The organism is Streptococcus loxodontisalivarius (assembly GCF_016908645.1).
Classification (GTDB): domain Bacteria; phylum Bacillota; class Bacilli; order Lactobacillales; family Streptococcaceae; genus Streptococcus; species Streptococcus loxodontisalivarius.
The window spans coordinates 1-25,024 of record NZ_JAFBEH010000033.1 but is presented as its reverse complement, the minus strand read 5'-3'; the positions used below and the strand labels follow the sequence as shown (position 1 = coordinate 25,024).

The 25,024-nt window shown below is 38.9% G+C and carries 21 protein-coding genes; 18 read left to right on the top strand and 3 right to left on the bottom strand.

All coding sequences use genetic code 11. The annotated features are described in order from the left end of the window. The first annotated feature begins 182 nt into the window (after window positions 1–182). From JOC28_RS07670 to sufB, 9 genes are all read left to right on the top strand, one after another. Complete coding sequence (locus JOC28_RS07670) at window positions 183–2,081, top strand: DUF2207 domain-containing protein (protein ID WP_205010108.1); 1,899 nt, start codon at window positions 183–185, stop codon at window positions 2,079–2,081. 86 nt (window positions 2,082–2,167) lie between these two features. Further along, on the top strand, window positions 2,168–3,007 hold the full coding sequence (locus JOC28_RS07665; RefSeq protein WP_205010107.1) for an undecaprenyl-diphosphate phosphatase: 840 nt from the start codon (window positions 2,168–2,170) through the stop codon (window positions 3,005–3,007). A 355-nt stretch (window positions 3,008–3,362) separates the two neighbouring features. Then, window positions 3,363–4,079: an adaptor protein MecA gene (mecA, locus tag JOC28_RS07660; RefSeq protein WP_205010106.1), complete on the top strand. Its 717-nt coding sequence runs from the start codon at window positions 3,363–3,365 to the stop codon at window positions 4,077–4,079. Between the two features lies 1 nt (window position 4,080). Beyond that, complete coding sequence (locus JOC28_RS07655; protein ID WP_205010105.1) at window positions 4,081–5,238, top strand: glycosyltransferase family 4 protein; 1,158 nt, start codon at window positions 4,081–4,083, stop codon at window positions 5,236–5,238. A 145-nt stretch (window positions 5,239–5,383) separates the two neighbouring features. Continuing rightward, complete coding sequence (gene sufC / locus JOC28_RS07650) at window positions 5,384–6,154, top strand: Fe-S cluster assembly ATPase SufC (RefSeq protein ID WP_205010104.1); 771 nt, start codon at window positions 5,384–5,386, stop codon at window positions 6,152–6,154. A 38-nt stretch (window positions 6,155–6,192) separates the two neighbouring features. Next, window positions 6,193–7,455, top strand: a complete 1,263-nt coding sequence (sufD, locus tag JOC28_RS07645; RefSeq protein ID WP_205010103.1) for a Fe-S cluster assembly protein SufD — start codon at window positions 6,193–6,195, stop codon at window positions 7,453–7,455. Window positions 7,456–7,480: 25 nt separating this feature from the next. Further along, complete coding sequence (locus JOC28_RS07640; protein ID WP_338058059.1) at window positions 7,481–8,713, top strand: cysteine desulfurase; 1,233 nt, start codon at window positions 7,481–7,483, stop codon at window positions 8,711–8,713. Next, window positions 8,700–9,143, top strand: a complete 444-nt coding sequence (gene sufU, locus JOC28_RS07635) for a Fe-S cluster assembly sulfur transfer protein SufU (protein WP_205010101.1) — start codon at window positions 8,700–8,702, stop codon at window positions 9,141–9,143. The genes JOC28_RS07640 and sufU overlap by 14 nt, the downstream gene beginning before the upstream one ends. Before the next feature lie 48 nt (window positions 9,144–9,191). Beyond that, window positions 9,192–10,607, top strand: a complete 1,416-nt coding sequence (sufB, locus tag JOC28_RS07630) for a Fe-S cluster assembly protein SufB (RefSeq protein WP_205010100.1) — start codon at window positions 9,192–9,194, stop codon at window positions 10,605–10,607. A 62-nt stretch (window positions 10,608–10,669) separates the two neighbouring features. Here the strand turns inward: sufB and JOC28_RS07625 are convergent, their stop codons facing one another. Then, on the bottom strand, window positions 10,670–10,807 hold the full coding sequence (locus tag JOC28_RS07625; RefSeq protein ID WP_205010099.1) for a hypothetical protein: 138 nt from the start codon (window positions 10,805–10,807) through the stop codon (window positions 10,670–10,672). A 321-nt stretch (window positions 10,808–11,128) separates the two neighbouring features. Then, window positions 11,129–12,373, bottom strand: a complete 1,245-nt coding sequence (gene pbp3 / locus JOC28_RS07620; protein ID WP_205010098.1) for a D-alanyl-D-alanine carboxypeptidase PBP3 — start codon at window positions 12,371–12,373, stop codon at window positions 11,129–11,131. A gap of 182 nt (window positions 12,374–12,555) precedes the next feature. Between pbp3 and JOC28_RS07615 the strand changes: the two genes are divergently transcribed. The 9 genes from JOC28_RS07615 (at window position 12,556) to JOC28_RS07575 (ending at window position 23,228) form a co-directional block, all read left to right on the top strand. After that, window positions 12,556–14,343, top strand: coding sequence for an oligopeptide ABC transporter substrate-binding protein (locus JOC28_RS07615; protein ID WP_205010097.1), 1,788 nt, complete (start codon window positions 12,556–12,558; stop codon window positions 14,341–14,343). An 82-nt stretch (window positions 14,344–14,425) separates the two neighbouring features. Further along, the gene (locus JOC28_RS07610; RefSeq protein ID WP_205010096.1) at window positions 14,426–15,421 is read left to right on the top strand and encodes an ABC transporter ATP-binding protein; all 996 of its coding nucleotides are present in this window, start codon (window positions 14,426–14,428) and stop codon (window positions 15,419–15,421) included. A 2-nt stretch (window positions 15,422–15,423) separates the two neighbouring features. Beyond that, on the top strand, window positions 15,424–16,362 hold the full coding sequence (locus tag JOC28_RS07605) for an ATP-binding cassette domain-containing protein (protein ID WP_239548922.1): 939 nt from the start codon (window positions 15,424–15,426) through the stop codon (window positions 16,360–16,362). A gap of 1 nt (window position 16,363) precedes the next feature. Continuing rightward, entirely contained in the window at window positions 16,364–17,320 is a 957-nt protein-coding gene (gene opp4B, locus JOC28_RS07600) for an oligopeptide ABC transporter permease (RefSeq protein WP_205010094.1), read from the top strand. Between the two features lie 15 nt (window positions 17,321–17,335). Further along, window positions 17,336–18,226, top strand: a complete 891-nt coding sequence (locus JOC28_RS07595; protein WP_205010093.1) for an ABC transporter permease — start codon at window positions 17,336–17,338, stop codon at window positions 18,224–18,226. 572 nt (window positions 18,227–18,798) lie between these two features. Beyond that, window positions 18,799–20,301 carry an ABC transporter permease gene (locus JOC28_RS07590; protein WP_205010092.1) on the top strand — a complete coding sequence of 501 codons (1,503 nt, stop codon included), beginning with the start codon at window positions 18,799–18,801 and terminating at the stop codon, window positions 20,299–20,301. Further along, on the top strand, window positions 20,301–21,227 hold the full coding sequence (oppC, locus tag JOC28_RS07585; protein ID WP_205010091.1) for an oligopeptide ABC transporter permease OppC: 927 nt from the start codon (window positions 20,301–20,303) through the stop codon (window positions 21,225–21,227). Before JOC28_RS07590 ends, oppC begins: the two co-directional genes overlap by 1 nt. A gap of 8 nt (window positions 21,228–21,235) precedes the next feature. After that, window positions 21,236–22,309 (top strand): ABC transporter ATP-binding protein, encoded by a 1,074-nt coding sequence (locus JOC28_RS07580; protein ID WP_205010090.1) that lies wholly within the window; start codon window positions 21,236–21,238, stop codon window positions 22,307–22,309. Further along, window positions 22,302–23,228: an ATP-binding cassette domain-containing protein gene (locus JOC28_RS07575; RefSeq protein WP_205010089.1), complete on the top strand. Its 927-nt coding sequence runs from the start codon at window positions 22,302–22,304 to the stop codon at window positions 23,226–23,228. The genes JOC28_RS07580 and JOC28_RS07575 overlap by 8 nt, the downstream gene beginning before the upstream one ends. A gap of 161 nt (window positions 23,229–23,389) precedes the next feature. On the opposite strand, the gene JOC28_RS07570 is transcribed toward JOC28_RS07575, so the two are convergent. Continuing rightward, complete coding sequence (locus JOC28_RS07570; RefSeq protein WP_205010088.1) at window positions 23,390–24,649, bottom strand: ISL3 family transposase; 1,260 nt, start codon at window positions 24,647–24,649, stop codon at window positions 23,390–23,392. Window positions 24,650–25,024: the final 375 nt, after the last annotated feature.

Genomic DNA, 25,024 nt, shown 5'->3' with positions numbered 1-25,024 from the left:
AATGTTTGCCTTTTGGTGTATAATATTCTTGCATCTCGGAGTCCTTCTAGTGTGTGTTGTGGTGACTACATTATATCTCTCTGAGATGTTTTTTTCATGCCTTCAACTGGCTAACTTCATTTTAGAACTTTCTGTTTTGTGGTAAACTAAAGGCATAGATATGAAATGAGGATCATGGGGTTATGAAAAGAATAAGTCAATTGATGTATCTAGGAATAGTATCTATTCTATTTTTGTTCACGGCTAGTGTCTTTGCCGATGAGGTGGATTACAGTATTCCGTCCTATCAAGGGATTCTAACGATTCATGAGGATAATTCGGCAACCTTCATTGAGGCTGTGACCTATTCCTTTGATTCGAGCTATAATGGTCAGTATGTTACTCTAGGTAAGGCTGGTAATATGCCAGATGGTTTTGATATTGAAGGAAATCCATCTGTCTTAGTTAGTAAGAATGGCACGACCTCATCTGTAACACCAGAGCTGGAAAATCTATCAGATGGCTACAGACTCAAAATCTACAACTCAGGTTCATCTGGAGATAAAGTGACTGTCACGGTTACATGGAGACTTAAGAATATTCTCTATAAATATGAGGATATCGCAGAGCTGAATTGGGTACCGATTTCAGATTGGGATGAGACGTTGCAAAAGGTTGATTTCACGGTTGAAACAGATAAATCTGCTTCCAAGTCGCAACTATTTGCCCATCTAGGTTATTTAAAATCGGTGTCGCAGATTAGCCAGGAAGATAACTCATATCATATTTCTACGTCAAATGTATCGGGAAAACTGGAGCTACATGCCTACTGGAACAGTGATATCATCAGTGGTCAGGCGATTTCATCAAGTCACTTAAAAACCTTTTTAAGTAAGGAAGATGAGATTTCCCGTAATAATCAGCGACTACTCAAGATGGTTAATCTCTATCTACCACTGACGGTACTAGGTTTATTTGTTCTTGCTTATCTCTTGTACAGTTTTTACAAGAAGAGTATCAACCGCTACTATCTCAAACCAGTTCGTCTATATGAGATGCCTGATAATCTGTCCCCTCTAGCGGTTTCACAATTGGTCTATAATCAGTCTTTATATGATCTAAGTCCTCTTGGAAAGGGCGGATCTGGTGGCAGGATTGATTTTAAAAATCTATTACAGGCTGAGCTGCTTGATTTGATTGATAAAAAGGCTATTTCAATTGAGAAGGAAGCCAGCAGTTATCGTCTAACCTTAACTCAGAAGGCAGAACTGGATGATTTTGAAAGCGACTTTATTAGGCTTGCCTTTGGTGCTAATCAGACCTTAATGGTTAGTCAGCTCTTCTCAGACTACTATTTTGATGAGCAGACTGAAGAAAAGTTGAAGCAGCTGTATATGGGATCTGATCTGGAAGAAGAGATGCGCCGTTCTGGTAATCGTGTTATCAATCGTCTCAAAAAGCAAGCGACAGCTATTTCTGACAAGGTAAAAGCCAGTCTCAGCGACTATCCAAAGACCTATCGTGATGTGACTTCAAGAGAAAGTGGATTGACGATCTGGTCAGGAATAATATTGACTCTTGTAGCTATCTTGTCTATCTGTGTCTTCTTTTACTTGATCTACCAATCTTATTTTGAACCGGTCTTTCTCTTTTACATTGTCACTGGTATTGCTAGTGTCTTTGGGCTTATCTATCTTATTCGTGAGTCTTATCTTATTGCCTCTTATGGTGCCTTGACTCCAGAGGGTGGTCAGATTCGACAACTTTGGGAGAGTTTTGACAAGATGATGGAGGATATCGGTAACTTCAAGGAAGCAGAACTAGAGAGTCTTATTATCTGGAATCGGATGCTGGTCTATGCGACCCTCTTTGGCAGGGCAGACAAGGTGGAACACTACATGAAGATTCGTCAAATAGACGTCTCTGACCAGCAATTGGTAATGATTTATCCTTATCTAACACCTCATTTGGGTTATGTTTCAGGACAATTCCACCATTCGCTCGATTCAGCCCAATCAGCTTCGCATTTTTCAATTTCCTCAGGAGGCTCTTCAGGTGGTTTCTCTGGAGGTGGCGGAGGAGGTGGAGGCGGAGCCTTCTAATCTGCTAGCTCTGCTATTTTTCAAAAAGGAGAAAAAGTCAGCTTTTTTCTGTTATAATAATACCAATACTAATTTTAGGAGTTATCATGTTATTGATTGAATTGCTGAAGGCCCTCATCCTCGGTATTATCGAGGGGGTTACTGAGTGGCTGCCAATCTCAAGTACAGGTCACTTGATTTTGGTGCAACAGTTTATGACCTTGGATCAGAGTAAGTCTTTCGTAGAATTGTTCAATATTGTTATTCAGTTGGGTGCGATTTTGGCGGTTATGGTGATTTACTTTGAACGTCTGAATCCCTTCCAACCAGGTAAGACGGCGCGTGAAGTTCGTTTGACTTGGCAGTTGTGGCTTAAGGTTGTGATTGCATGTATCCCATCAATTATTATCGCAGTGCCATTTGATAATTGGTTTGAAGAGCACATGAGCTCAATGGTACCGATTGCGATTGCCTTGATTGTTTACGGTATCGCCTTTATCTGGATTGAGAATCGCAATGCTACCGTAGAGCCAAAGGTGACAGATCTTAATCGTATGTCTTACAAGACTGCTCTTTTGATTGGTTGCTTCCAGGTTCTTGCTATTGTTCCAGGAACAAGCCGTTCAGGTGCGACTATTCTAGGTGGTATCCTTGTTGGAACAAGCCGTACGGTGGCAGCAGACTTTACCTTCTTCTTGGGTATTCCAACCATGTTTGGATATAGTGGGCTTAAGGCAGTTAAGTTCTTCTTGGATGGCAACAGCCTAACATTTGCTCAATTCCTTATTCTTTTGGTTGCTAGCGTGACAGCCTTTGTTGTCAGTCTTTACGCAATCAAGTTCTTGACAGACTACGTTAAGAAACACGACTTTACTATCTTTGGGAAATACCGTATCGTCCTTGGTGTCATCATCTTGGCATACTGGCTCGTTACCCTCATCTTTTAAAATAGAAGAATCTGAGACCAAGTCTTGGATTCTTTTTTTGAGCCTCATGCTTGCTAAATTGCTAAAAGCTTCTATTTCCTGTATAATATAGATGTGGGAGACTCAGATTTTTTGAGTTTTTCCTTTAGAAAAACGAATGTATAAGAAGAAGCAGAGATAAAATCTTGAGCTTCGCAATTTTTATAGTTTAAAATACAAGACGCAGAAGTTGAGTGGATTCTCATTCATTGAAAAATCAATATTGATAGACCGCCACAACTGCGCAGAAGCTGTGATGAAGAAAATAGATTCCTGAAAAATTATTTTTATCACACACCCTAATCAAAGAATAGTCAGTAAGAGGTCAATTAAGCCTATGGAAATGAAACAAATCAGTGAAACAACGCTAAAAATCACCATCAGCATGGAGGACTTGGAAGAGCGTGGAATGGAGTTGAAGGATTTCCTCATTCCTCAAGAAAAAACAGAAGAGTTTTTCTATTCTGTTATGGATGAGTTGGAGCTGCCAGATAATTTTAAAAACAGCGGTATGCTTAGCTTCCGAGTAACTCCTCGCAAGGACCGTCTTGATGTCTTTGTTACCAAATCAGAACTTGAAAATGACTTGAATCTCGAAGACTTTGCGGACATGGATGATATTGCCAATATGTCTCCTGAAGATTTCTTCAAGACTTTGGAGCAGACCATGCGTGATAAGAGCGACAGCATTGCTCAAGACCGCTTGGAAGAAGCGGAGAAAGCAGAGACAATTTTGGAAGAAGAGGAAGAGTCTTTCTCAGATTATGTCCACTATGTTCTAGCCTTTGATCGTTTAGAGGATGCTTTAACCTTCTCCAAGGCAGTTGACTTTGACATTGAAGCATCTGAACTTTATAAGTGGTCAGACCGTTACTACATGACCATCTTGCTGAATGTCCAAGACAAGCCCAATTTCCATGCAAATGTTATGTATGCACGCATGCTAGAGTTTGCTAAGGAATCTGATAAAACAAGAGCTTATCTTCAAGAACATGGTGTTCAGCTCCTTTACACAGATGCTGCTGAACAGTTGAAGCTAGTAAAGGTAGACTGATATGGTGCCATTTTCAATTGAATATGTCTTGGTCCTCATCGGAACCTTTCTAATCAGTCTCTGTTTAACACCGATTGTCCGTTTTATCTCATTCAGAGTTGGAGCGGTAGATAATCCTAATGCTCGTCGTATCAATAAGAAACCCATGCCTAGTGCAGGTGGTTTAGCAATCGTCCTTGCTTTTATGATTGCTGCGCTTATTCTCATGCCGAGAGTTATCCATACCATGGTTTGGGAAACCTCTTATTTTTACTATATCCTACCAGTTGTGGTGGGCGGCTTGGTTATCGCTATTACAGGTTATATTGATGATATCTATGAGCTCAAACCTAGACCTAAGATGCTGGGAATTATTATAGGAGCAGTCATTGTTTGGGCCTTTACTGACTTCCGTTTTGATAGTTTCAAGATACCATTTGGCGGTCCTATGATTTATTTTGGGCCGTTCTTGACTTTCTTCCTAACTATTTTATGGATTGTTGCCATTACCAATGCGGTCAATCTTATCGATGGTTTGGACGGTCTGGTGGGTGGTGTGTCTATTATTTCCCTCTTGACTATGGGTCTGGTCTCCTACTTCTTCCTGCCTCAGACAGATATGTTCCTGACTATGACGATCTTTGTTTTGATTGCGACAATAGCAGGCTTTTTCCCTTATAATTATCATCCCGCTATTATTTATCTGGGAGATACGGGTGCCCTTTATATCGGCTTTATGATTGGGGTCTTGTCTCTACAAGGTCTCAAAAATTCAACAGCTGTCGCGGTTGTTACGCCAGTCATTGTACTGGGAGTACCGATTTTGGACACTGTGGTAGCCATTATCCGCCGTAAATTATCAGGACGTCCAGCTATGGAGGCGGATAAGATGCACTTACACCACAGACTATTAGCTATGGGCTTCACTCACAGAGGAGCTGTCCTGGTGGTCTACGGTATTGCTATTGTCTTTTCTCTAATTGCTCTTTTGCTTAATGTTTCTAGTCGACTGGGAGGCATTTTGTTGATGGTTGGTCTCGCATTTGCCTTAGAAATTTTTATCGAAGGTCTCGAGATTTGGGGAGCTGGACGTACACCACTCTTTAAAACCCTCAAGTTCATCGGAAATAGCGATTACAGACAAGCTAAACTTCTCAAGTGGAAGAATAGAAAGAAATAATTTTAAACAGAAAAAAAGTCCATTGGGCTTTTTTTTGTTATAATGATAATTGTTATAATTAAGTTTTTGAACATTTAAATAAGAATAAACTGATTCTTGTTGATGAGCTTAGACTTTAAAAATAAGCTAAAGAATGGAGCGTACAATGTCTGTACTTGAAATAAAAAACCTTCATGTTTCTATCGAAGAAAAAGAAATCTTGAAAGGTGTTAACCTGACACTTAAAACTGGTGAAGTTGCTGCTATCATGGGACCTAACGGAACTGGTAAATCAACTCTTTCAGCTGCTATCATGGGTAACCCAAACTATGAAGTGACTGAAGGTGAAATCCTTCTTGATGGTGAAAACATCTTGGAACTTGAAGTTGATGAGCGTGCTCGTCTCGGTCTTTTCCTTGCAATGCAATACCCATCAGAAATTCCAGGAATCACAAATGCTGAATTCATCCGTGCAGCTATGAACGCTGGTAAAGAAGATGAAGACAAGATTTCAGTTCGTGATTTCATCAAAAAATTGGATAAAAACATGGAGCTTCTCGGTATGAAGGAAGAAATGGCAGAGCGTTACCTCAATGAAGGTTTCTCAGGTGGTGAGAAAAAACGTAATGAAATCCTTCAATTGCTCATGCTTGAACCAAAATTTGCCCTTCTTGATGAGATTGACTCAGGTCTTGATATTGATGCCCTCAAAGTGGTTTCAAAAGGTGTCAATGCTATGCGTGGCGACGATTTTGGTGCTATGATTATCACTCACTACCAACGTCTTTTGAACTACATCACACCAGATGTTGTTCACGTGATGATGGAAGGTAAGGTTGTTCTTTCAGGTGGTCCAGAATTGGCTGCCCGTCTTGAAAAAGAAGGATACGCTAAAATCGCAGAAGAACTCGGCTACGAGTACAACGAAGAAGTTTAAGAATGTGCTTCGTTTTCATAAAGTAGAAGGAGTACATCATGTCAAAAGATAATATTTTAAGCTTTTCACAAGCAAAAGCAGAGCCAGCCTGGTTGCAAGAACGTCGCCTCGCTGCCTTTGATAAAATGGAAGAATTAGCTCTTCCGAACATCGAGCGTGTTAAATTCCACCGTTGGAATCTTGGAGATGGAACGATAGCTGAAAGTGATTTTTCTGAAAATGTTCCAGATTTCACAGCTCTTGGTGACAATCCTAAACTTGTGCAGTTGGGAACGCAGACTGTTCTTGAGCAATTGCCAGTGGACTTGGTCAATCAAGGTGTGATTTTCACAGATTTCCATTCAGCCTTGGAAGAAATTCCTGAGGTGATTGAGAAACATTTCGGATCTGCTGTCAGCTTTGACGAAGACAAGCTAGCTGCTTATAACTATGCTTATTTTAATAGCGCAGCTGTCCTCTATGTTCCTGATAATGTTGAGATTGACCAGCCTCTTGAAGGAATCTTCCTCCAAGATAGTACAAGCGCTGTGCCATTTAACAAACACATCCTTATCATCGCAGGAAAACACTCAAAATTTGCCTACTTGGAGCATTTGGAAACAAGTGGACAAGGTAGCGAGGAAGTTTCTGCTAATATCTCTGTTGAGGTTATCGCTCAAGCAGGTAGCCAGATTAAGTTCTCAGCTATCGACCGTCTGGGTGAAAATGTCACTGCCTATATCAGTCGTCGTGGTCGTCTTGGGAATGACGCGACTATCGAGTGGGCACTTGGTGTCATGAACGAGGGAAATGTCATTGCTGACTTTGACTCTGACTTGATTGGAAATGGTAGCCATGCCGACCTCAAGGTTGTTGCGGCTTCATCAGGTCGTCAGGTTCAAGGGATTGATACTCGTGTCACTAACTATGGTAACAACTCTGTTGGTCACATTCTGCAACACGGTGTTATTCTTGAGCGTGGAACGCTTACCTTTAACGGTATCGGACATATTGTCAAAGGTGCTAAAGGTGCGGATGCCCAACAAGAAAGCCGTGTGCTCATGTTGTCAGACAAGGCACGTTCAGATGCCAACCCAATTCTCTTGATCGATGAAAATGAAGTGACTGCAGGTCACGCAGCTTCAATCGGTCAGGTTGATCCAGAGGATATGTACTATCTCATGAGCCGTGGTATTGACCAAGAAACAGCAGAACGCTTGGTTATCCGTGGCTTCTTGGGAGCTGTTATCACTGAAATCCCAGTCAAGGAAGTTCGTGACGAAATCGTTGCCGTTCTTGACCGTAAACTTGAAAAACGCTAAGCTAGACAGAAAAAACATAGGAGGAATCATGTCACTAGATGCTAAGAAAATCCGTCAGGATTTTACCATTTTAGATCAAATCGTCAATGATGAACCTCTGGTTTATCTGGACAATGCTGCCACAACCCAGAAACCTCAGGTGGTATTAGATGCTTTAACAGCCTACTATCATGAGGATAATGCTAATGTTCACCGTGGTGTGCATACACTGGCAGAACGTGCGACAGCCAAGTATGAAGCTAGTCGTGAAAAAGCGCGTGCTTTCATTAATGCCAAATCGACCAAGGAAGTTCTCTTTACACGAGGAACAACAACAGGTCTCAACTGGGTAGCTAAATTTGCAGAGCAGATTCTCCAAGAGGATGACCAAGTGCTGATTTCTATCATGGAGCATCATTCTAATATCATTCCTTGGCAGGAAGCCTGTCGTAAGACAGGTGCCCAGCTCGTTTATGTCTACCTCAAGGATGGACAGCTAGATATGGCAGACTTGCAAGCAAAGCTCACTGACAAGACAAAATTTGTCAGTCTTGCTCAAGTCTCTAATGTCCTTGGCTGCATCAATCCTGTTAAAGAAATTGCGGAGCTGGCTCATGAAAAAGGTGCCTATATGGTCGTCGATGGTGCTCAATCAGCACCTCATATGGCTATTGATGTTCAAGACCTAGACTGTGATTTCTTTACCCTATCAGGTCACAAGATGCTGGCACCGACTGGTATTGGTGTCCTTTATGGAAAAGAAGAAGTCCTCAATCTCATGAACCCTGTCGAATTTGGCGGTGAGATGATTGACTTTGTCTATGAACAAGAAGCGACTTGGAAGGAATTGCCTTGGAAGTTTGAGGCAGGAACGCCAAATATTGCTGGAGCAATCGGACTAGGAGCAGCGCTGGATTACCTTTCTCAGATTGGAATGGATGCTATCCATACTTATGAGCAGGAATTGGTTGCTTATGTTCTTCCTAAGTTGCAAGCTATCGAAGGATTGACCGTCTATGGACCTCAGGATCCTAGCCAACACGCAGGTGTTATCGCCTTTAACATTGATGGCTTACATCCGCACGATGTTGCAACGGCTCTTGATTACGAAGGCGTAGCTGTACGTGCGGGTCACCACTGTGCCCAGCCTTTGATCAACCATCTTGGGATTTCATCAGCTGCCCGCGCAAGCTTTTACATTTATAATACAAAAGAAGACTGCGACAAACTTGTCGAAGCCATTATCAAAACAAAGGAGTTTTTCAATGGCACTCTCTAGACTGGATAGTCTCTATATGGCAGTGGTTTCTGACCACTCAAAAAGCCCTCATCACCACGGCGTTATCGAAGGTGTCGAGGCACTTCAACTCAACAACCCAACCTGTGGTGACGTTATCGCCCTGTCTGTCAAATTTGACGGAGATGTGATTGAAGATATCGCCTTTGCAGGCAATGGTTGCACGATTTCAACAGCTTCATCTAGCATGATGACAGATGCTGTTATCGGAAAGACCACAGCAGAAGCACTCGAATTAGCTGAGATCTTCTCAGAAATGGTTCAAGGAAAAGAAGATGATGCCCAGGAAAGATTGGGGGAAGCCGAGCTTATGGCTGGTGTGTCTAAATTCCCACAACGTGTCAAGTGTGCTACCCTAGCCTGGAATGCCCTCAAAAAATCCATTGAACGCCATGAGCAGCTGGGTCAGTAATCAGAAAAAAAGCCCTGCTATTCAACAAAAAACTAAAAGGAAAATAAAATGTCAGAAAACGAAAAAGTAGAACCAAAGCCCATTGACCTTGGTGAATACAAGTACGGTTTCCATGACGACGTGACACCTGTCTTTGTGACTGAACGTGGTATCAGTCCAGACGTTGTCCGTGCCATGTCAAAAGAAAAAGGTGAGCCAGAATGGATGCTTGACTTCCGTCTCAAATCTTTGGAAACCTTCAACAAAATGCCTATGCAGGAATGGGGTCCAGACTTGTCAGGTATTGACTTTGATGCCCTAACCTACTACCAAAAACCAACAGATAAGCCTGCTCGCACTTGGGATGATGTGCCAGATAAGATCAAAGAAACCTTTGAGCGTATCGGTATCCCTGAGGCGGAGCGTGCCTACCTTGCTGGTGCTTCAGCTCAGTACGAGTCAGAAGTGGTTTACCACAATATGAAAGAAGAGTATGACAAGCTCGGTATCATCTTTACCGATACAGATTCAGCCCTTCGTGAGTATCCAGACCTCTTCAAACAGTATTTCTCAAAATTGGTTCCTCCAACGGATAATAAATTAGCTGCGCTTAACTCAGCCTTCTGGTCTGGTGGAACTTTTATCTATGTTCCTAAGGGCGTTAAGGTTGATATCCCACTTCAAACTTACTTCCGTATGAACAATGAAGCTACTGCCCAATTTGAGCGTACGCTTATTATCGTTGATGAAGGAGCAAGTGTTCACTACGTTGAAGGATGTACTGCGCCAACTTATTCAACAGCTAGCCTTCACGCTGCCATCGTTGAAATCTTTGCCCTTGATGGTGCCTACATGCGTTATTCAACGATTCAAAACTGGTCAGACAACGTTTATAACCTTGTAACGAAACGTGCTACTGCCAAGAAAAATGCGACAGTTGAATGGATTGACGGTAACCTCGGAGCAGAAGTAACCATGAAGTATCCATCAGTTCTCCTTGATGGTGAAGGAGCACGTGGAACCATGCTTTCAATTGCCTTTGCCAATAAAGGACAACACCAAGATACAGGTGCTAAGATGATTCACAATGCACCGCATACCTCATCATCAATCGTTTCGAAATCAATCGCCCGTAACGGTGGTAAGGTAGACTATCGTGGACAAGTGACCTTCAACAAGGACTCTAAGAAATCAGTCAGCCACATCGAGTGTGACACTATTTTGATGGACGATATCTCAAAATCAGATACCATCCCATTCAATGAAATTCATAATTCACAAGTAGCCCTTGAACACGAAGCCAAAGTCTCAAAAATCTCAGAAGAACAACTCTACTACCTCATGAGCCGTGGACTCTCAGAACAAGAAGCCACAGAAATGATCGTTATGGGATTTGTAGAACCATTCACCAAAGAACTCCCAATGGAATACGCCGTCGAACTTAACCGTTTGATTGCCTATGAAATGGAGGGTTCAGTAGGTTAATGATGATTAGATTTTGGAAGCTATAAAGCTTCCAAAAACAATCATCATACCTACTGAAGTTATCAGATAAAGAAAAGGTAGCGCCAGCCTACCTTTTCATCGTTATACCAACCGAGGTTGGGAATAAAGAAAAGGTAGCCTGGCGCTACTTTTTCATCATACTCACAGAGGTTATTGAATAAGGACAAGGTGACTATCATCTTGTCCTCTTTAGATTTGTTTAGTGAATGATTGAACAGCTATAAAACTGTTCAACATCATCAAATACCTACTGAGGTAATAGGAAAGAGAAAACGTGGTTTTCCACTTTAAAGGCTATTTAACACAGGAACATGCCAACTGAAGTAACTGGATAAGGAAAACACAGTTTTCCACTTTGAGGGTTAAGCCACTAGACTACCTACTGAAATCATCAGATAAAGAAAAGGCAGTTTTGCTCTGCCTTTTCATCATTATACCAACCAAGATTGGAAATAGAGAATTTTAAAAGCACTCGAAGTTTATTTCGAGTGCTTTTTATCTTACAATTTGTCGTTAACATATCTGACGAAGTGGTTCCACCAAACACGTAGGAAAAAACTTTTCTGAACATTAGTCTCTGCAACCATATCAACACTTGGTGCCTTATCTAGGTAGCCTGTTCCGACAAGTTCAGTATCGTTATAGGTAGCAGTACCGACAACATCCCCCTTTTGAATAGGAGCAGTGTAGCCAGTCTCAGATGTTGTGAAAGTGACTGCATTTGAAGTGTCGCCACCGATTTTATGAACAACTTTTAGTGATTCTTTTGCGACAGCTGTTACACTATCTTGTTTACCATCGAGGACAGTCGCCTTACTTGACTGGTAAGATTCGCCTGTTTTTAACAAATTAACCATCTCATAGTTTTGAGCAACATAATCAAGGAGATTGTAGGTTGCTTCGAAACGAGCATAATCATTATCTTGCCAACCATCAGCATTCATAACAACAGTTATGACTCGCATGCCATTTTCCGTAGAAGTTGCAACGAACGAAGCACCAGCCAGTTCGGTTGTTCCTGTCTTGAGTCCGTCGACCCCACTACGCTCATAAGGCATACCACTCAACATATAGTTGTAGGTATTCATAGTGGTTCCGTCAAAATCAGCAGTTGTTTGACTTGAAATTTTGAGAATATCAGGGAATTCTGTAATCAAATGGCGAGCGATAATGGCCATATCACGAGCGCTCATAAGATTCTCAGCATCGCTAGCCGTACCAGGATAGATATTATCTCCCAGATAGCTATTGTTAAGACCAGAAGCGTTAACCAGAGTAGCATCTGTGATTCCCCAGTCCTTGAGCTGTTGCGTCATCATATCGACAAACTTAGGCTCACTACCTGCGATATGTTCCGCTAGGGCAATAGCTGCGCTGTTAGCACTAGCAACCATGGCAGCATTAACGAGCTGTTTGACTGTATATTCTCTAGCTTCCATTGGGACATTACTAGCATCAGAGTTTGCAGTAAGGTCATAGGCATAATCAGAAATCTCAACCTTGGTATCCCAAGATAGCTTGCCTTCCTGGATCTGCTTGTAGACCATGTAGACGGTCAGAATTTTTGTCATGGACGCCACACCATCTGGAGTCGTTGCATCCTTTTCATAGAGAACCTTACCAGTCGTGACCTCAACAGCGATAGCATGTTCAGCAGCAACATCGAAATCATCAGCTGCAGCTAGACCTGTTTGAAAACCTAAAATTGCTAAGAAAACAAACAGAAGTGTTAGTATTTTTTTCATTAGTTAATCCTTATAAAAACAATTTTCTACTATTATACCATAAGTCCTAAAAGAGGTTAGAAAGATTTCTTAGTCAGAATTGACAGAAAATTTTGTCAGAAAAACGTTTTCTTTAAGGAAAGTTTATGGTATAATTTCAACTATATTGGAAAATGAAAAAGAAAGCCAAAGGAGGAAATCTTATGAAAAAGAAAACATGGAAGCGTATTAGTCTTGGAGCTGTTGCTCTGTTATCTACATTTACTTTGGTTGCCTGTGGGAATAGCTCATCATCGTCTGAACAAAAAGATGTTGGTGATTTTAAAACAGAGGTAGAAAATAGTGGAACTTCTGTAGATAATGCACAGTTTAAATATGCTATTGTTTCATCCTCAGATTCAACTGGTATTTTGATGGATGAATTAGTAGACCAAACAGTTGATTCGAGCTTTTCAAGTTTTGTTGATGAGTCGATGTTTGGATATGATGGTAATCGTAAATTGGATGACACAGGTCTTGCTAAAGTAACTTTTGATACTGAAAACAATAAGTATACTGTGACATTAACAGGTAAAGATTATAAATGGTCAGATGGACAAGCATTTACAATTGATGATTATATCTATACAATAGAATCAATGACCAGTAAAGACTACACTGGTAAACGTTATGGTACTGCCTTTACTAATATTGTTGGTGCAGAGGAGTATCATAATGGTACAGCAACTTCAATTTCAGGATTGAAGAAAATTGATGATTATACAGTAGAAGTCAGCGTGAAAGAAATGACTCCTTCAATGGAGCTTGCTGGGGGGGATATCCCATCTTATGTAACACCAAAACATATTTTCAAAGATATAGCAGTTAAAGATTGGGAGACCTCAGACTATGCTCGAACTAATAAGTTTGTTGGGATGGGACCATTTACAGTGGATAATGTGGTAACAGGGGAATCGATCACTTATAAGGCTAATCCAAACTACTACAAAGGGACACTAAAAATTTCAAGTCTAAAAGCTGATATTGTTTCACCAGATACAATTGTTTCAGAGGTTAAAGCAGGAAAATATGACATTGCTTCAATGCCGACAGATCAGTATACAAGTTATAATGATTTGGATAATATTACTCTTCTTGGCCAAATTGACTCATCGTATGAATATATTTCATTTAACTTTGGTAAGTGGGATAGCGAAAAAGGTGAGAATGTCATGAATGACAATGCTAAGATGAATAATGTTAAACTTCGTCAAGCAATTGGCTATGCAATTGATAATAAGACTGCTGGAGAAAAACTTTATAATGGGTTGTATTTGCCAGCAACTACAGCAATTATTTCATTCTTTGGTGACTTACATGATGATAGTCTAAAAGGATATACGTATGATCCAGAGAAAGCTGAAAAATTATTAGATGAAGCTGGATATAAGGATACAGATAATGATGGTTATCGTGAAGATCCAGATGGAAAAGCTTTTAAAATCTCTCTTGCTGCACGTACACGTACTGATGCAAATGAGAAACTCATCCAACAGTATATTGCGTGGTGGAAAGAGGTTGGACTAGATGTTGAGTTGTATGGAGGCAAAACAATGGAACTAAATGCCTTCTACGATGCAATTCAATCAAATGATTCTAATATTGATATGTTTATAGGTGGTTGGTCAACAGGTTATGATCCAAATCCAGAAGGAACATGGGGGCCTAAAGCTGAATTTAATATGTCTCGATATGTTAATGCTACAGGTACTGAGATTATGGATAAAATGAACTCTAAAGAAGCCTTTGATGAAAAAACTAATAAAGAGCTTTACGATGACTGGCAAGAGTATGTTCAAGATGAAGCTTTCTTTATTCCAACATTTGAAAGTGTTAATCTTACAGCTGTCAATAACCGTGTTAAATACTGGGATACTTATCTAGGATCAGCTTCCAAAGTATCATGGGAAAAAGTTGAATTGGTAAAAGATAAAGGCGTATCTGGAAATTAAGATGAAGAAGGCCAACGAAAGTTGGCTTTTTTATCTTAAATATAAAAATATTTTGTAAAAGTTGGGATAGGAGGGTGATGATTTGAAAGACAATACTTTACTAGAAATCAATAATCTTCATGTTGGTTTTAGAATTCGTGATGAATATTATGATGCTGTTGATGGCGTTTCAGTTGAACTGAAGCGTAATGAGATTTTAGCTATTGTAGGAGAGTCGGGTTGTGGGAAGTCAACATTGGCTACTACTATTATGGGTTTACATAATCCAAATAATACTAAAATTACAGGAGAAATTAATTATAAATCTCAGAACTTAATTGGTCTACCAGAGTCGGAATATAATAAAGTGCGTGGGAATGATATTGGTATGATTTTTCAAGATCCTTTGGCATCTTTAAATCCTTTGATGACAATTGGGGCGCAGATTGATGAAGCTTTGGTGTATCACACTGAGTTGAGTAGTACTGAACGAAAGCAGAGAGTTCTTGAACTGCTTGATCAGGTTGGAATTCCAAGTCCGATACGTACTTTTAATCAATATCCACATGAGTTATCTGGAGGTATGAGACAACGTGTAGGTATTGCTATGGCTTTATCGTGCAAGCCACCGATTATTATTGCAGATGAACCAACCACAGCATTAGATGTTACTATTCAAGCTCAAATTCTTGACTTGTTGAATGATATTCAAGAAGAGACAGGATCAGGAATTATTTTAATCACACATGATCTGGGTGTGGTTGCTGAAACTGCGGATCGTGTTGCAGTCATGTATGCAGGGGAGTTTGTTGAAATTGCTCCCGTAGATGAACTATTTATGAATCCTAAGCATCCATATACACGTTCTTTACTTAAATCTAATCCACAAGTGGGTAATGAAGGAAAAGAGTTACATGTTATTGAAGGTACAGTACCTCCGATAACTAATATGAAACGAAAAGGTTGTCGATTTGCTTCTCGTATTTCTTGGATTCCTGAGACAGATCATGAGTCGGTTCCAACACTTCATGAAGTTGGAGATAATCATTTTGTTCGTTGCACTTGTTATCAAACCTTTACGTTTCAGGAGGGTAAATAGTGATGGAATTTATTGAAGTGAAAGATTTAAAGGTTCATTATCCAATTCGCAGTGGATTTTTTAACCGTGTCACTGATCATGTACTTGCGGTTGATGGTGTTGATTTACGTTTTGAAACGGGTAAAACATATGGTTTGGTTGGAGAGTCAGGCTCAGGTAAATCAACGATTGGTAAAACGATTATTGGACTAGAGAAAGCTACGTCAGGGAAAATTATTTACGAAGGAAAGGATGTAACGAATAGACAACGACGTACGAAAGGGACGTTTAACAGAGATGTTCAAATGATTTTTCAAGACTCTCTATCTAGTTTTAATCCTAAAAAAAGAATTTTAGATATTATAGCGGAACCAATTCGTAATTTTGATCGTCTTTCTGCTACAGAGGAACGAAAGAAAGTTCTAGAACTCCTTGATATTATTGGTTTAACAGAAGATGCATTAGTTAAATACCCTCATGAGTTTTCAGGAGGTCAGAGACAGCGTATAGGAGTAGCAAGAGCTTTAGCAAGTAATCCTAAATTAATTATTGCTGATGAGCCAGTTTCTGCATTAGATTTATCTGTCCAAGCGCAAGTATTAAATTACATGAAGAGGATTCAAGAGGAGTACGGTTTAAGTTACCTCTTCATCTCTCATGATTTAGGTGTTGTTCAGCATATGTGTGATGAACTTTATATTATGTATAAGGGGCGCTTTGTTGAAACAGGTGTTAAAAAGGATATTTATTCCAAGCCTAAACATATTTATACAAAGAGGCTTTTATCTGCAATTCCTGTGATAGATCCAGAAAATAGAAAACTTAACAAGGAAAAGAGACTTGCAGCAGAAAGAGAGTACCGAGATAAGCAACATGAATATTATGATCAAACAGGTCGTGTATTTGATCTAATAAAACTATCAGAGTCGCATAGTGTTGCATTAAATGGAGGAGAAAAGTAATATGTGGAAAACGATATTAAGACGCGTTATCATGATGATTCCGCAATTGATTATTCTAAGTGTTATTGCTTTCTTTGTTGCAAAGATGATGCCAGGTGATCCATTTACTGGAATGATTGATCCGAATATTGATCCGGCAGTTATTGAACAAAAACGTATTGAAGCTGGTCTATATGATCCCCTATATATACAATATTTTCGATGGATTGGGAATATCTTACAAGGTGATTTTGGGCAAAGTATAGCATTTAAACAGCCTGTGTTACAAGTTATTGGGCAACGTCTAAATAATACAATTTGGCTTTCTTTATTGACATTGATTTTAACTTATATTATTGCATTACCACTAGGAGTTATTGCTGGACGTTATCAAAATTCGATTGCTGATAAGATTATTGTTGTTTATAATTTCTTAACATATTCAACACCAACATTTGTTTTTGCGATTTTAATGTTATGGTTATTTGGCTATTCAACCGGGTGGTTTCCAACGCGTGGTTCCGTTGAACCTGGATTGACAGGTATAGCTGATCTATTTAGTCGTATCTATCATATGATAATTCCTGCATTAACATTAGCTATTTTGTCGACGACAGCTACTATTCAATATCTAAGAACTGGGATTATTGATGCTAAATCTCAAGATTTTGTTCGTACAGCAAGAGCTAAAGGAGTCCCAGAGAAAGTTGTTTATAATAAACATATTTTACGAAATTCTCTCTTACCAATCGCAGCATTTCTAGGTTATGAACTTACTGGTCTTATAGGAGGTTCTGTATTTATTGAGAGTATCTTCACTTACCCAGGAATAGGTCAATTATTTATGTCATCAATTAGTACACGTGACTATAGTGTAATTCTTGCGTTATTATTGATGTTTGGATTTGCAACGCTCTTAGGAACATTATTATCAGATATCATTATGAGTATCGTAGATCCTCGTATCCGTATTAAGTAAAAGTGAGGAGAACTGATGAAGAAAACAAATAAAAATATTACATCAACTCCTACAGGTTTTGGTGTAATAATCAGAGAATTTACTAAAGATAAAGTAGCGCTTACTGCATTATTGATATTAACAGCATTGCTTCTAGTAATTTTTATAGGATCATCATTAATGAGTTCAGAACAAGTTATGAAGGTTAGCTTAATGGACATTTATTTAGCGCCTGGAGTAGATGGTCATATCTTGGGGACTGACTCGGGAGGAAGTGACATTTTTGGACAGTTAATTATAGGAGCTAGAAATTCTATTTTGATTGGTTTTTCCATTACAATTATCACTAGCTTTATTGGTGTGATGATTGGTTTGATTTCAGGATATTATGGTGGAAAAGTAGATGGTTTTCTAATGAGAGTTGTAGATTTTATTATGATTCTCCCTGTTTTAATGTTGATTATTGTTTTTGTTACTGTAATTAAGAATTACAATATATATCACTTTATTTTGATTATGAGTGCATTTTATTGGACCGGAAAAGCAAGGCTTTTTAGAACAAGGGTACTTTCAGAAGCGTCATTAGATTATGTCAATGCTTCTAAAACATTAGGAAGTAGCGATTTTATGATAATGATTAGAGAAATTTTACCCAATATTAGTTCGTTAGTTATTGTTAATTTGACTTTGAATTTTGCTGGTAATATTGGTATTGAAACTTCTCTTACTTACCTAGGGTTTGGATTGCCATCAACGGTACCAAGTCTAGGAACTTTGATTGCGAATGCACGTACAGAGGATGTTTTAGTTAATAAAACATGGGTATGGTTACCAGCGGCTATCCTTATTCTAGTGATGATGCTTTGTATTAATTACATTGGACAAGCATTTCAACGAGTAGCAGATTCTAAACAAAGGCTTGGTTAGTTAGAGGACTAACAAAATTTAATATATAGATAGAGGTCTTAGTTGTGTATTATACAGAGCTAAGACTTTTGGCTTTTTTCTACCATTTGTCAAGTCTATTAAGGCTTTAATCACGTCGTACGCATGAAAAAAATATACCTCCCTAGTTCACTAGAGAGGCAAATTTTTTAATATGCAGTTGTCTTACAAAAGCATCTTTTTCGTATTTTATACCCAAATTCTAACATAATTTGTATTGGAAATCTACAATATTTTAAGAAAATAAGCTTTCTGAAAACGTTGCTTTCTACATGCGTTTGGCGTGGGCTTTAATCTCAAAAATAATATCAAGACAGTAGCCATTACGTGGTTATTGTGGCTCTTTTCTACATTCAAAAAGCCCTCCAATCTCCTTGGTGGATTTACCCACTACAGAAAGTATAGAGTCTAATGTTATTGTCAGATATTTCTGAAAATTAAGCTGTTTAAGAAAACTTTATGGTATAATATATGGCATAGATTTTCTTATTTGAAATCCTTAAAAACCTTAATGAAAGATAGAAGAATTTCTGTACGAGATTCAGAGGAAAGTTATGAAAAGATACATTTTGATGCGAACACTTCGTTCCTTGTTATCTATTTTTTTGGTAACGACATTGACTTATGCTATCGTCTTTACCATGGTTCCTAGAAAGTTAATCTTTAAACAGGACCCTAACTATGCTAAGCAAGTGACGACTCCTGATAAGAAGACGAACTATGAGAATACAGTCTATGAACGAATGGGTTACATAGAGTATTACAATCGTAAGGAACTCCAACAAAAGGCAGCTAAGACAGATAAAACTGTCACAACAGATGCTAATAAAACAAATGAAGCCATTTATAAAAAATATATTGCTTCACTAGGACATGGTTGGAAATTGAAAACTTTTGAAGACAGTGGTCAGTACTATGCAGTGCGTGATATTCCAATCTACGAACGTGTCTGGAATTTCTATGCTAATCTAATTCAAATTGATCATCCATGGAAAATTCAAGATTCTTCAAATCCAGATCTTGAACGCTATGTTCGTATTGAAAATGATAAATCAGTTGGCTGGGCAATGGTTGGTTCAGGTACAGAGCACAAATACCTTATCTACTTCAATAATGTTTTCCCTTATATTCACCAAAATATTGTAACATTTGATCTTGGTACATCTTATCCAACTTACTCAAATGTTCCGGTACTAACGGTTATTTCACAAGGACAAGGGACAACTGCTTCTAAAGAAGTTACCTTCCCTACTGGTGTGACTAAAATGTCATCAATTGATATTTATTCACGTACTTATAAATCACCATCTAAAGCTGACTCACAAGATAAGGCTAATTTTGGTCAAGATGATGCTTACACTGAAACCACAAGTAATTATACTGATCCATCTATGGTTTCTAACTCATTCAAGATTGGTATTTTTGGTGTTATCCTATCTTACTTGCTTGCTATTCCTCTTGGACTCTTTATGGCACGATTCAAAGACGGCTTCTTTGATCGTTTCTCAACAGGTATGTTGACCTTTATGTTGGCTATCCCAAGTGTGGCAACAATTTATATTATCCGTTACTTTGGAACCTTGATTGGACTTCCAGATAGTTTCCCACTTCTTGGTGCATCAGATTTCCGCTCATATGTGCTACCTGCGGTAGTTCTGGGGGTCTTAGGTATGCCTGGACTTGCTGTTTGGTTCCGTCGTTACTTGGTTGATGAGCAAAACAGTGACTATGTTCGCTTTGCTCGTGCTAAAGGTCTTTCTGAGGCAGAAATTTCTCAAAAACACTTGTTTAAAAATGCCATGGTTCCAATTGCTAATGGTATCCCAGGAGCGATTATTGGTGTAATCGGTGGGGCGACTTTGACAGAATCTATCTTTGCATTCCCAGGTATGGGTAAAATGATGCTTGATTCTATCAAAGCTGCAAATAACTCAATGGTCGTAGGTCTCGTACTTATCTTTACCTTAGTATCAGTATTCTCACTTCTTGCAGGTGATATCTTGATGAGTCTTATTGATCCACGTATTAAATTGTCAACAAAAGGAGGTAAGAAATAATGGCATCAATTGATAAAAGTAAATTTGAATTTGTCAAATTAGATAATTTAGCATCTGAAACCATTGATGCCCCAGAATATTCTTACTGGAAATCTGTATTTAGACAATTCTTTTCAAAAAAATCTACGATCTTTATGTCAGCTATTTTGATTGCTGTCATCTTGATGAGTTTTGTTTATCCAATGTTTGCAAATTTTGATTTTAATGATGTTAGTCATATCAATGACTTCTCACGTCGTTACATTACACCTAATGCAACATTTTGGTTTGGTACAGATAAAAATGGTCAATCACTCTTTGACGGCGTCTGGTACGGTGCCCGTAACTCTATTTTGATTTCTGTCATTGCCACTCTTATTAACACTGTAATTGGTGTTATCGTTGGTGGTATCTGGGGTGTGTCTAAGTCTGTTGACCGTGTCCTTATCGAAGTTTACAATGTTATCACTAATATTCCTGCTTTCTTGATCATCATCGTTTTGACTTACTCAATCGGTGCAGGTTTCTGGAATTTGATCCTAGCTATCTGTTTGACTGGTTGGCTAGGTATTGCCTACTCAATTCGTGTACAAGTTATGCGCTACCGTGACCGTGAGTACAACTTAGCTAGTCGTACTTTAGGAACATCAACTTATAAGATTGTTATTAAAAATATTTTGCCGCAGTTAGTGTCAGTTATTGTGACGATGGTTAGTCAAATGCTCCCAAGTTACATTTCATATGAAGCCTTTCTATCATTCTTTGGACTTGGTTTACCAACGACAGAGCCAAGTTTAGGACGTTTGATTTCGAACTACTCTTCAAATATTACTACCAACGCTTACTTGTTCTGGATTCCGCTCTTTGTCCTAATCCTCGTATCATTGCCACTCTTTGTGGTAGGACAAAACTTGGCAGATGCCAGCGATCCACGTTCACATAGATAGGAGACCGTATGACAACTACAAAAGATATTGTATTGAGTGCTTCAGATGTTGTGGTCGAGTTTGAAGTGCGTGACCGAATTTTGACAGCCATTCGAGGGATTTCTCTTGATTTCTATGAAGGAGAAGTACTAGCGCTCGTTGGTGAGTCAGGTTCTGGTAAATCAGTGCTAACAAAAACATTTACAGGTATGTTAGAAACTAATGGTCGAATTGCCTCAGGTAAGGTAACTTATCGAGGACAAGATTTGACAAATTTGAAAAAACATAAGGATTGGGATGGTATTCGAGGTTCGAAGATTTCAACTATCTTCCAAGATCCTATGACCAGTCTAGACCCAATTAAAACAATTGGTAGCCAAATTACCGAAGTTATCATTAAACACCAAGGTAAATCCAAAGCAGAAGCAAAACAATTGGCTATTGACTATATGAATAAGGTCGGTATTCCAGATGCTGAACGTCGTTTTGATGAGTTTCCGTTCCAATATTCAGGAGGAATGCGTCAGCGTATTGTTATCGCCATTGCCCTAGCATGTAAGCCAGATGTGCTTATTTGTGACGAACCGACAACTGCTCTAGATGTGACCATTCAGGCCCAAATTATTGAACTCTTGAAGAGTCTTCAAAAAGAGTACCAGTTTACAACCATCTTTATTACACATGACCTAGGTGTCGTTGCAAGTATTGCTGATAAGGTGGCTGTTATGTATGCTGGAGACATCGTTGAGTATGGTACAGTAGAGGATATCTTCTATGATCCACGCCATCCTTATACATGGAGCTTGCTATCAAGTCTACCTCAGCTTGCTGATGAGAATGGTGTCCTCTTTTCAATCCCAGGAACACCACCGTCACTTTACAAAGAGATTGTTGGTGATGCCTTTGCTCCACGTTCTCAGTATGCCATGGCCATTGATTTTGAGGAAAATGTTCCTAAATTCAATGTTACTGATACGCACTGGGCTAAAACATGGTTGCTTCATCCAGATGCACCACAAGTTGATAAGCCAGAGCTGATTAACAATCTACACGAGAAAATCTCAAAAAAATTAGGTAAACAAGAAGGAGGAGACCATGTCTGAGAAGTTAGTGGAACTTAAAGATTTAGAAATCTCTTTCGGTGAAGGAAGTAAAAAATTTGTTGCGGTCAAAAATGCCAACTTCTTCATTAACAAGGGAGAAACCTTTTCACTAGTTGGTGAGTCAGGAAGTGGTAAGACGACGATTGGACGTGCTATTATCGGTTTAAATGATACTAGTGCAGGAGATATTACCTATGATGGTAAGAAAATTAATGGTTCAAAATCTAAAGAGGAAGAAAAGGAAATCATTCGTAAAATTCAGATGATTTTCCAAGATCCGGCAGCCAGCTTAAATGAAAGAGCAACTGTCGATTATATTATTTCTGAAGGACTCTATAACTTCAATCTCTTTAAAGACGAGGATGATCGTAAGGCAAAAATTAGAAATATTATCTCAGAAGTTGGACTATTACCAGAACATTTGACACGCTATCCTCACGAATTTTCAGGTGGACAACGCCAACGTATCGGTATTGCGCGCGCTCTTGTTATGGAACCTGAATTGGTAATTGCAGATGAACCAATTTCAGCCTTAGATGTCTCAGTGCGTGCTCAAGTCTTGAATCTCTTGAAAAAATTCCAAGAAGAAAAAGGATTGACTTATCTCTTTATTGCCCATGATTTGTCTGTTGTACGTTTTATCTCAGATCGTATTGCGGTAATTCACAAAGGGGTAATTGTCGAGGTAGCAGAGACTGAAGAGCTCTTTAATAATCCGCTACATCCTTACACACAATCACTTTTGTCAGCAGTTCCAATTCCAGACCCAATTCTAGAGAGACAGAAAGAATTGATTGTATATGATCCAAGTCAGCATGATTACAGCACAGATGAACCAAACATGGTTGAAATCAAACCAGGTCATTATGTGTGGGGGAATACTACCGAAATTGATAGCTACAGAAAGAAGCTAAAATAATAGCTCTAAGTCAAAATAAAAAATACAATTCTTTTAGTGGAATCGATAGGTAAAAGCAAAATATTTTGGCTGAAATCGAGCTAACTGAACAGCACCCTAAAAGTTAGATTTTATATCTAACTTTTAGGGCTCTTTGTCAACTGTAGTGGGTTGACTAATAATTAAGCACGAGAGAGAATCAGATTGGTTCTCTCTTTTGTTGCGTTCAAGGCGAGAAGAATCCGTTTTTTGAAGTTCTCAAAGTTTCTAAATCCAAAAGCATTACGCTTAATAACTTTGATAAGGTTGTTGGTTGCCTCAAGTTTGGCATTGGAATAAGGCAATTCCAGAGCGTTGACAATCTTCTTTTTATCCTTGATGAAGGTCTTGAAAACGGGTTGAAATAGCGGATCAACAGTCTTTTTCTTCTCTTGGATGAGGTCAAAAAATGCTTGAGAATTCTTTTCTTGAAAATAGAAAAGAAGAAGCTGATAAAGTTCGTAATGTTTCTTTAGCTCATCAGAGTAGCTTAAAAGGCGTTGCACAATCTCCTGATTGGTCAAGTGCATACGAAAAGTAGGACGATAAAATCGCTTATCAGAAGTCTTTCTACTGTCTTGTTGGATGAGTTTCCAGTAGCGTTTCAAAGCCTTGTATTCATGAGATTTACGGTCAAATTGGTTCATGATTTGGACACGTAATCTGTTCATAGCACGGGATAAATTCTGAACAATATGGAAGCGGTCAAGAACAACCTTGGCATTTGCAAATAAGCTCTTAGCAAGCTCATAGTAAGGGCTGAACATGTCCATGGTAATAACTTTAACACGACTACGAACCTTGTGAGTATAGCGTAGAAAATGATTTCTGATAACAGTCTGTGTACGTCCGTCGAGGATAGCAATAATCTTGTTAGAATCGAAATCCTGAGCGATGAAACTCATCTTACCCTTCTTGAAAGAATACTCGTCCCAAGACATATTTTCAGGAAGCCAGTTCAGATCAGTCTTACTTTCGAAACGGTTCAGCTGACGATAGACAGTCGAAACAGAGATGGCAAGGTCGCTAGCGATGTTGGACATAGCTTCACGGCTCATGAGTTTCTCCGTGATTTTGAGGTTGACAATGTTGGGGATTTGATGATTTTCTCGGACAAGCGATGTCTTAGCGACAGCCATTTTACCGCAAGATTTACACTTGAAACGACGCTTTTTAAGGCGGATAAGGACCTTGTAGCCAACCATTTCGAGGTAAGGAATCTTGCAGGGCTTCTGAAAGTCATACTTAGCCATCTTTCCTTGGCAATTTGGACATTGCGGAGCATCATAATCTAATTTGGCATAAAAGACTTTGTGAGTTGAAAACTTATCAAATTCTTTATCAAAAGTGGTGTTAGGGTCTTTAATATCGAGTGAGTCTTTGATATAATCTAAATGTTCCATATGAATCTTTCTAATGAGTTGTTTTAGCGCTTTTCATTATAAGTCATGTGGGACTTTTTTATACTCAAAAAGCCCTACAATCTCCATGGTGGATTTACCCACTACAGAAATTATAGAGCCATAAATCTAACTTTTAGGGTGCTGTTTTTATGTCATAGTTATAACATAAAGTTCAGATCTATAAAGTAAGATAAAAAGTGGATTTACTCATTACTTCTGTTTTTATAAGCTAGTAGAATTAATGGAAACGAAATATATTTTGAAAAAAATCAAAAAGTAGTTGACACATTAGTAAAGAATTTGCTATACTAATTGAGTTCCGATCGCGAGGTTAGAACGTAAAAAAAACTTTTTCAAAAAACTTGTTGACAAGGG